The organism is Pedobacter sp. 05L430 (assembly GCF_056397585.1).
Genome location: NZ_JBFTNT010000189.1, coordinates 1 through 8399, shown reverse-complemented (window position 1 = coordinate 8399; position 8399 = coordinate 1). Strand labels below are relative to the sequence as shown.

Below are 8399 nucleotides of genomic sequence, written 5' to 3'. Positions count from 1 at the left end.
ACAATACTTTCTATTACATTAAGATTGGTCATTGTGATTCTATTTGAGTAAAACATAGCAGAATAGTTGGTAACGGTAATTGGATAATTGTTGCTCTTGTATATGATATGAATGAAAAAATTTAGCAGCCGAACTAATGATTCCGTATTTATCAATTCTTTGATTTAGTATAGAGATTTAAAAGAGGTATATCAACGCAGATAGACATACTATATCGAGTGTAGGTGTTACCAGAATACTCATTATTTACGACAGTGACCTTTCTCAGATTCGGTCCCATTTGTACGCCAAAGTTTATCGAGATTGGTGCTTTGGGAAGGCCTAAGGACCAGAAAATACCCGGAGATAATATATCCTTTAGCTGTATTGACGGTACTTGTTCAGTTTTACTGTCTTCAAACCGGAAAGCAGCCACAGCACCCAAGTCTACAAGGGAAACAAATAATGAGGACGAACAGCCCGAATTGCCCTTATCGAAAAAGCAAAACGGCCATGGAAAGAAACTGTTTCCTCTACTGAGGGTTATGCCAATCGGGGCCGCAAGACCAAAGCTATTAACCTTCTCAAGAGGATGGTGGTCATCAAGGCCCTTTATAATTTCATTTCCCAAGAAAAGGCCACAGTAGGCATTAAGGGAAACATTGAAACTAGATTTACGTTTGATACTGGCACTTCCTACCGGCAAAGCAACCGATTCTATAGCCTCTGCCACTTCCTCACTGTTTTTAGCTTCTATCATATTAGCCATGAATGCACCATATTTGGCCATTGCGGCCACGATATGGTTAACATATCTTAAGGTCGGGCTATTGTTTTGTATAGTGGCTGCAACATTTGCGTCTTTATTAACAATAGGACCTATGTCCGGCGTACCATCTGCCTTGGCTGCAGCAATGAGATCATCAGCTATTGCGATTTTTTCTTTCTTTGTTAGTTCTTTGGGGTTGTTTGGTATCTGGGCGAGCGCGGGCCAGACATATATAGAATTATATATTAATACAAGGTTGTTGACCGCTTCTGGATACCGCTTTCTATTGATGGCACTGACAAGGTCGGTAACTTGATACGCAACATTAAAATAAGGCTCGGAATCTGCTTTTAGTGAAACCATATCTGTAACCGCTGAGATAGCTGGCAGATCAGATATTTCCGTGGCAGACTGAAATAGTTCGACAGTAGCCCTGAAGTATTTAGCATATTTTTCAACTTTTACCGAATCAGGTGCGGTTGCGTCAAACTCTTTTATCATTTTATTCAATTCATTTGTTTTTGCTCCCACAGATACAATAAATTGTTTATACTTGGGATAATGAGTACTGAAGTTATCTACGAGTGTCCGGTCATTTAGCAGTGCGTAAAGGTTTGCGGAATTTGAATACGGGATGTTGTTGTATTTAATCTTTGCTGTCTCTACCAGAAGACCCATGTAAATTTTTAAAGCCAGAGGTTTGTCGGCCAGTTCCCTTAATTTAGCAGCATCGACCCAATATCTACCTTTTGAAGTATCACTTTCTTTTAGCGACTCGCTGAGGAGCTGCAGGGTTTGGATTGATCCTTTAAGCACATTTATTTTACTTTGGTCTGCTGCCGGAGCGCCGTAAAAGTAATTCAATGGGAATCCTTGCAGTATATCACCGGGATGCATATCATGTTTAAGCGACCTGGAGAGATAACAACCTGACAGCAAAGAGATTCGATAAATATAATTTTTGTCCAGATTAAAAAACGCCTTGTTATTATCCACAATCCCTGGTAAATTTTCGTCGAGCAGCTTTATGTCTGCCCGGAATGCCTCCCTTAGATTGTTAATATAGTTGCTATAAGTATAAATTTCCTTGTCTATGACTGTCAACAGTCCGTGCGTTTTTGGAAATACGGTTTTTAGATCTTTGTAGGTATCGAGTTCGTTTTTAAATTGTTGAAAGAAAGCAATACTCAGCTCCTCCTTAGTGCGTTTAACAATAAATTTAGCGAAACCGTCTGCGATATTCGTGACATCAAGCCCTCCCACAGAGCTAGCGAGGCCTTTTAGGCTTAGTCCACCTTGAGGAGTGCCCAAGAAAACATACCTAATCTCATCTTTTAGATACAGATTGGCATCCAGCTCATTAGATGAATTGATCTTATATTGGGTTGCGAGAATCTTTTTGATGGTAGATGCCTTGGACTCGGTTTCTTTAGCCGCAGCTATAAACAAAGCATCATTGATGATAGAACCTGGTCTGTAGATTTCCTGTTGAACAATAGGTTTATCGATATCTGGGTTTATGGGTGTTAAACTAAACGTACCCAAAGATTTGCCATTGAGTTTTACAGTAAATTTATCCGTTATACTCAAGCATTTATTGCATCCAATGACTTTGTGGTCCTCCTCAATCTTAACAGTATAATTCAGATCATCAAGATTTCTTGACAAATCCTTATCCAGCACTGACTCATCTTTGTTAGCGATTGTGGTCCCATCTTCAAGATAAATCTCAAAGGTTTTGTTTTTAAAAGCCTTATCGACGATAAAGGTAATCGATTTGAACTTAGTGCCGTCAACTGCGGGTAAGGGCTTGCCTTTAGCATCAATAGTAAAAGTTTGAGCTTGAACAAATGTGGTAGTTAACAGGATAAAAAGCGAGAATAAAATGTATCTCATATTTATATGGTTTTAAGATTGAACGTTTTCAGGGCTTCTTCAATTGGTAATACCAGAGAAAATTTTTCATTTTTGCCAAGCAACATCCCAATCAATTTATTTGTTTTGGTATGGTAAATACAGCTTCCAGAATCACCATCATCAGATATTGGCATTGTTGTTTCTCTTTTATTGGTGGTTCCGATGCATATGAGGTTTTTTTTAAAAAATGGTCCATTGTCGTAGTGAACAGGGAATCCGACATTGTAATCAATAATAAAGGCAGTTTTGATCTTGTTACCCTTAGATAACATTGTGATGTTGGCAAAGTCAGTTTTAACATCCTTGTCAATGACCTGATGAAACTGATTATTGAATTTAACATAATTTGAATCCTCTGGCAGATCTTCCACCTTAGCTATGGCCAGATCTTGGCTAAAGTCCATTATCTTGTAGTACCATTTCCCTGCCTCTGTATTGTTTATGATAATTGGAGTCTGATCCGATCGGTTCAACATGCCATTAAATCTGTCATCAAATGCTCCATTTGAGAAGATGTGTGCTGAGGTCAAGATGCCTTTGAAGGTATTGTTTTTTATTGTTGATACTACTCCACAACAAATGGAACCTGCATACTCTGCATTATCTTCCCTTGCCACATCAGAATTAAGCTGTGAATACTGGATTCTTGCTTTTCCTGCGCCCTTTATAATCTCGGTTTCGACGGCTTTAATAGAATTATCAGGCATTCTAGCTTCTAAAAATGAAGGGATACCTGTCGGCTCATTGTCCTTAAGGTAAATCGCAACAACATGAGTTACCGGATCGGAGTTCTTATCAACGGCGTCACTAACAGTTAGTATATTTGGAAATTTGACTTTTAAATACTGTTCGTTTTGGAGGACAGCAAGCCTTACTATTTCAGCAGAACTAAATTCCAAAGCACCTGTTCCTGATCGCTCTGAGGTTTTTGGYACAGCCATTTTACTCTCAAAAAAACTTTGTGTTGCTTTTGCGCCGAAAACAAATGCAATTATTCCCAACCAATATTGATCAATTTTGATATCATCCATAGAATCGACGGGCCATCCGATTTTGAGCAGCAGCATGCATATGATATTTGTGACCATAAACACCACTATCCGCATAGTACTTAAGCCCTCTCGACCTTCTAGCATTGACGGAAACGCGAATGAAAACCCAAGCATAGTAATGAAGAAGAAAATCGCAATTTTACTTGGAATGGTAGGGCCAGTATAAAATGAACACAACATCAAAGCTACGGTGCCTAAAATCAACAAGCAGAACCCTATAAATCGGATTATTGTAAGCTTTCCTTCTCTTTTATCAATAAAATCTCTCATTTTTTAGACTATCAAAGCGTAATGTATATTTTTCTGCAGGGCCATTCTGCTAAACTGCTAAAATGTCAATTGGGATGTTGTAAGTCTGATTATCCTGAGCCACATAAGTGATCGTTGTGGGAAGTTCTGCGCAATATAGTGGGTCGTCAAGATGAATTTTATCAGTCTTAAAAACAATCGCATTTACTTCTCTTTGATCCGCCAGGACTTTCTTCCCTATAATACCGTCTAGTAAACTAAAAGTTTCTTTCCATTCCGGATACTTGGCAGCTATGGCCTCCTGTAAAATAGCTTCAGGAATATCGGCAGCTGGCGGTACTGCTGCTGGCTGATCTGCAATTGCTCCGGGAGCAATTGGTAATTCTGCTGGTATCTCTGCTCCGATGTCTGCACCGCCTCCGGAAGATTCGGGATCGGTATTTCCTACTGATACCCCAGTATTTCCATTTGGATCGTTAGGATCATTTGGATCCTTTTTAGGATCACTGCTCACAAGCTTTGTTTTAGCCCATTCCCAAATGTTATCACTAAAAACTGCTGAAATGAAGCATAGGAAAAGGATGACGTATGGATTAATTTTGTCTGAACTTGTTGTCGTAATCAAGGAGAGCCCACCTTTTAGAGAAAGGTATACAACTAATGCGGCAGAAAATCCCCTCACTAGAACAACAAGAATCTCATAGTAGATTAATCCATCTGTACGAATATTATCTATATTAACGTTATTAAATCCCGGCTTACTAAAAGCACCTAGAACAGCACCAAAGAGTGCAAAACCCACTAAGCCGATAATAATGGCTATATTTTGTGACTGTGCATCCATCGCCCAGCGTGCGGGAAAAAAAGCACCCATTCCAGAATTTTTCATTTGGAGTGGTTCCCTAACTTCTTTGGGTACAAAAGCCAGGAATAAGTCATCAAGCTTAAGATTTTCTTTTCTGGTGATCTGATGGTTAGGAGATTTATCTTTGAGCGCAATAGCATATAGCCTGGAAATTTGAATAAGAGCACCCTGATACTTTTTGAATACCTCTTGCTTAGTCTCGTTACAGAGTTCAGAATAATTAAGCACAATCTTGCTTGCATAGGCATCTTTCTTGATCTTGCCTAGTACTCCTGTGTTTTCATAAAGTTGCTTGCAATGTTCTGCCTGATCTTTAATGCTTTCCATTACATTCCGCTTATTCATGTTAAATCTTGCATCAATAGTTTCTGACCTATTAGTATTGCCTAATAGTACAGATATACTGTCGAACTTCAATTTCGTATTAGAATCTATGCTAATATCATTGAGATAGGCCAGCGTCGGCTTCATCTGTTCATCAATCCGTTCATTTAGTTTATAATATTCATCTTTCTTATAACCGGCCTCTTCCTCCAACAAAGGAAGGGCGATGATTGCAGAAATGGAAAGATATATTCCTGCCAAAAGAAGGATTAATGCTGTTGTATTTCGGAATAAGACGGTTGACTTGTTCATAATTTGTTGCTTTAACCTACAAATTTACCCCACAATATATCTGGGCGTTCGAAGACAGTGGGTAGTGTCTCCTGTATAGCGCGTTTTTCAAATCTTCTGGAATTACCTGAACTACAGTGAACGACTTTTGACATCTTTCCACCAGTGACTTCTGAAACAATTCCAACGTGTCCTATCTTTTCCAAAGCTCCATAAACAACGATACAACCTGGTTCAGGTACGCTGAGTTTATCAAATATTCCGCTCGTCGCTTTTACATCTGCTTCCATGGAATCGGTATAGATCCATCCACCGAAATTTTTATAAAAAGGACTCTTGGTCTGCCTGGATAGCCCTAGTACCCAGCATACAAATCCACTGCAATCACAAAAACCATCAGATGAAGGTTTGGGAAGTGTGGGTAACATTCCACCTGCGCCAAGCCGGTATTCAATAGCACTACCTATGACTGAACGCGCCCTTGCTACTAAACTGTTGGCGGAAGTAGGTGCGGTGAATGTGGCATTGGCGGGAACGTCCTGTATATTGGGAACTTGCAGTTCCTGACCAATGAACAKACGATTAGGATCGGTGATATTATTTAATATGATCAAACTGCTGATTGGAACGCCAAACTTTGTGGCAATCCTGCTTAGGGTATCCCCCTTCACTACCGAGTATATCATAACAATTAATTTTAGATCTGGTTTATACCAAGGTCACAAATTGCCTATTTAAAAAAAATAGCTAGCGCTAGTCATTTTACACTAAGTATCAAGGATTTACTTTAAAACTAAATGATGGCAAAAGCCACTGCAAATTTGATCAGCTGTGACAAACTGGCAACCTCAAGCTTGTGAATGATATTCTTTCGGTGGTTGTTTACCGTATGAATAGAAAGAAACAGGCAGTTTGCAATTTCGAAACTGCTTTTACCTTCAACAATAAGACGGATTACTTCCTTCTCTCGAATGGTAAGCAACACGAACTTATGCAGGTTTTTGCGGATTAGTACATCATCCTGCACCAGGTTACTTAGCTTTCTTCCTGCATAACTTAAGGTATCGGCAGGAACAGCTATGTGCATCATTCTTAACCCTTCGTCAGGATTGTTTGACGGATATAACCTTGAAGTGGTAAAGTACCATTTGTATTCGCTACCCTCATCTGGCCTTACACGCTGAAAAAACGAATGTATTTTACCAGCATCGTTTTCCATTGCAAAATGCTGCAGCTCTGATTTTAAGATACTGATCTCTTCGGCAGGGAAAAATTTGCTGAAATACGCTGGCCCCAATAATTCCAGTTCTTCGCTGCTATGCCTCAGGATATCACACCCATTCTTGTTCATGTATGTATTGGTCATCCGGCTTAAATCCTGTACCATAACGCTACCGGGGATGTAATCTCCAATATCTTCTATCCTTAAGATGTTATTACGGATGCTGTTTCCTATGGATAACAGCTGAGCCTGGCAACTATGTTCCAGTTCAGATTGAGTAAGAGCTTTTAATCCCATTTGGAGAGCGTTTTATAAGGTTAATGATATAAATACATTCAACAGATTAATAGAACTTGTATAGACACATAAATCTTTTATATAAAAACAGTACAAATTTTATGTAAAAAAGACATTATGTAAATATTAGTTAAATATACTTTCCAATAAGACACGAAACAATACCCATTAGTAGGTATAATATTTCTCACAATTAAACTAAAAGAAATAAATTGTTATTTCTTTTAAAATACTGAGAAATTAATTTCACACATTAAGAATGTGATCTTGGAAATTAAAAACATTTCAAAAAGATGATGGTTATTCTATTATGGAAGCAATAATCTCATCATTACTTGAATTTCAGGAGATATGATTATCATTGACTATTTGATTCTGCTTCCTCTTCCATTTCCTGAAATTTGCCTTTAATAACTCCAACAGATCTTTTCGTCTGCACTGTAAACCGTTCGAGGTAATCCCAATAGCTGAACCATACATGTCATAACTCATCTTCATCAATCTGCGCTGTATGGGTTCTTTTTGTCTGGCTATGTAGGCCAAAGGGTCTTTAACTACAACATTTATAAAAGTCTGTTTACCTACAGATACCTCTTTGATTCTTAAAACATCTGTCCAGGGTATTAATCCAATATTGAACGCACCAGAATTATCAAAAATTCCTTCATCAGATATGATAAGTCCAGGCTTTCTGTCGAACAACTTTTTACATAGAAAATATGCGGCAGTACCAAAGAATATGTTAGCAAGTGGGCCTATTACTAAGCCAAAATATGGTCGTTTTCTATGGTAAGGCGAGGTTGTGAGCTCATACCAAGTTAACCATATTCCTAATATTACAAAAACCAATGAACCAGCAAAAAGAAGAAAAAGCTTGGTTTTACTCAATGGTATTTCTATTTGGTTAGAGGGCGTTGTCATATTACAAATGTAAGTCTATATACATACCCAACTAAAACATTGATTCGAAAATTATAAACATTTCAAAAAGATAATGGTTATCATATTTATGGAAGCAATAATCTCATCATTACTTGAATTGCTTGATGAACTATACGTTGGTCCGGCAAGCAACTACACTTGGGTGATAGATAGATACCCGGGACATGGTTTTACCAAAGCAATTGAACAGATAGATGCCGAACAGGCCTCAACCCCTACTGTTGAAGGTGGATCAACTATTGCAGCGCACACTGAACATTTAAGATGGAGTATCCGTGTAGCGCTAGAATTCTTCGACGGAAAAATGCCTTCGCCCGATTGGGCTGAGAGTTGGAGAATCCGTGAGGTAAATGATCAGGAATGGCAAAAACTGCAACAAGACCTGCTTAGCGCTTATGAGGATCTTAGAGCAGCAATTGCAGAAAGGAAAGACTGGACAGATCAGCAATTCAGACAAGGCACATTGGCATTAATTCCGCATGCAGCTTATCA

7 protein-coding genes are annotated in these 8399 nt (G+C 38.6%); 1 reads left to right on the top strand and 6 read right to left on the bottom strand.

The window, feature by feature from the left end:
• Positions 1-151 precede the first annotated feature (151 nt).
• The 6 genes from AC1DG9_RS19275 to AC1DG9_RS19250 all read right to left on the bottom strand — a co-directional run bounded on the left by AC1DG9_RS19275 (position 152) and on the right by AC1DG9_RS19250 (position 7886).
• Positions 152-2644, bottom strand: a complete 2493-nt coding sequence (locus AC1DG9_RS19275) for a hypothetical protein (protein WP_337717719.1) — start codon at positions 2642-2644, stop codon at positions 152-154.
• Positions 2645-2646: 2 nt separating this feature from the next.
• Positions 2647-3987: a hypothetical protein gene (locus AC1DG9_RS19270; protein ID WP_337717721.1), complete on the bottom strand. Its 1341-nt coding sequence runs from the start codon at positions 3985-3987 to the stop codon at positions 2647-2649.
• A 49-nt stretch (positions 3988-4036) separates the two neighbouring features.
• Positions 4037-5467: a BAR domain-containing protein gene (locus tag AC1DG9_RS19265; RefSeq protein ID WP_337717723.1), complete on the bottom strand. Its 1431-nt coding sequence runs from the start codon at positions 5465-5467 to the stop codon at positions 4037-4039.
• A gap of 11 nt (positions 5468-5478) precedes the next feature.
• Positions 5479-6132, bottom strand: a complete 654-nt coding sequence (locus tag AC1DG9_RS19260) for a LysM peptidoglycan-binding domain-containing protein (RefSeq protein WP_477635057.1) — start codon at positions 6130-6132, stop codon at positions 5479-5481.
• Positions 6133-6239: 107 nt separating this feature from the next.
• Entirely contained in the window at positions 6240-6965 is a 726-nt protein-coding gene (locus AC1DG9_RS19255; protein ID WP_337717727.1) for a response regulator transcription factor, read from the bottom strand.
• Positions 6966-7307: 342 nt separating this feature from the next.
• Positions 7308-7886, bottom strand: coding sequence for an STM3941 family protein (locus AC1DG9_RS19250; protein WP_337717729.1), 579 nt, complete (start codon positions 7884-7886; stop codon positions 7308-7310).
• 88 nt (positions 7887-7974) lie between these two features.
• Here AC1DG9_RS19250 and AC1DG9_RS19245 point away from each other — a divergent pair.
• A partial coding sequence (locus AC1DG9_RS19245; protein ID WP_477635056.1) for a DinB family protein occupies positions 7975-8399 on the top strand: 425 nt, incomplete at its 3' end.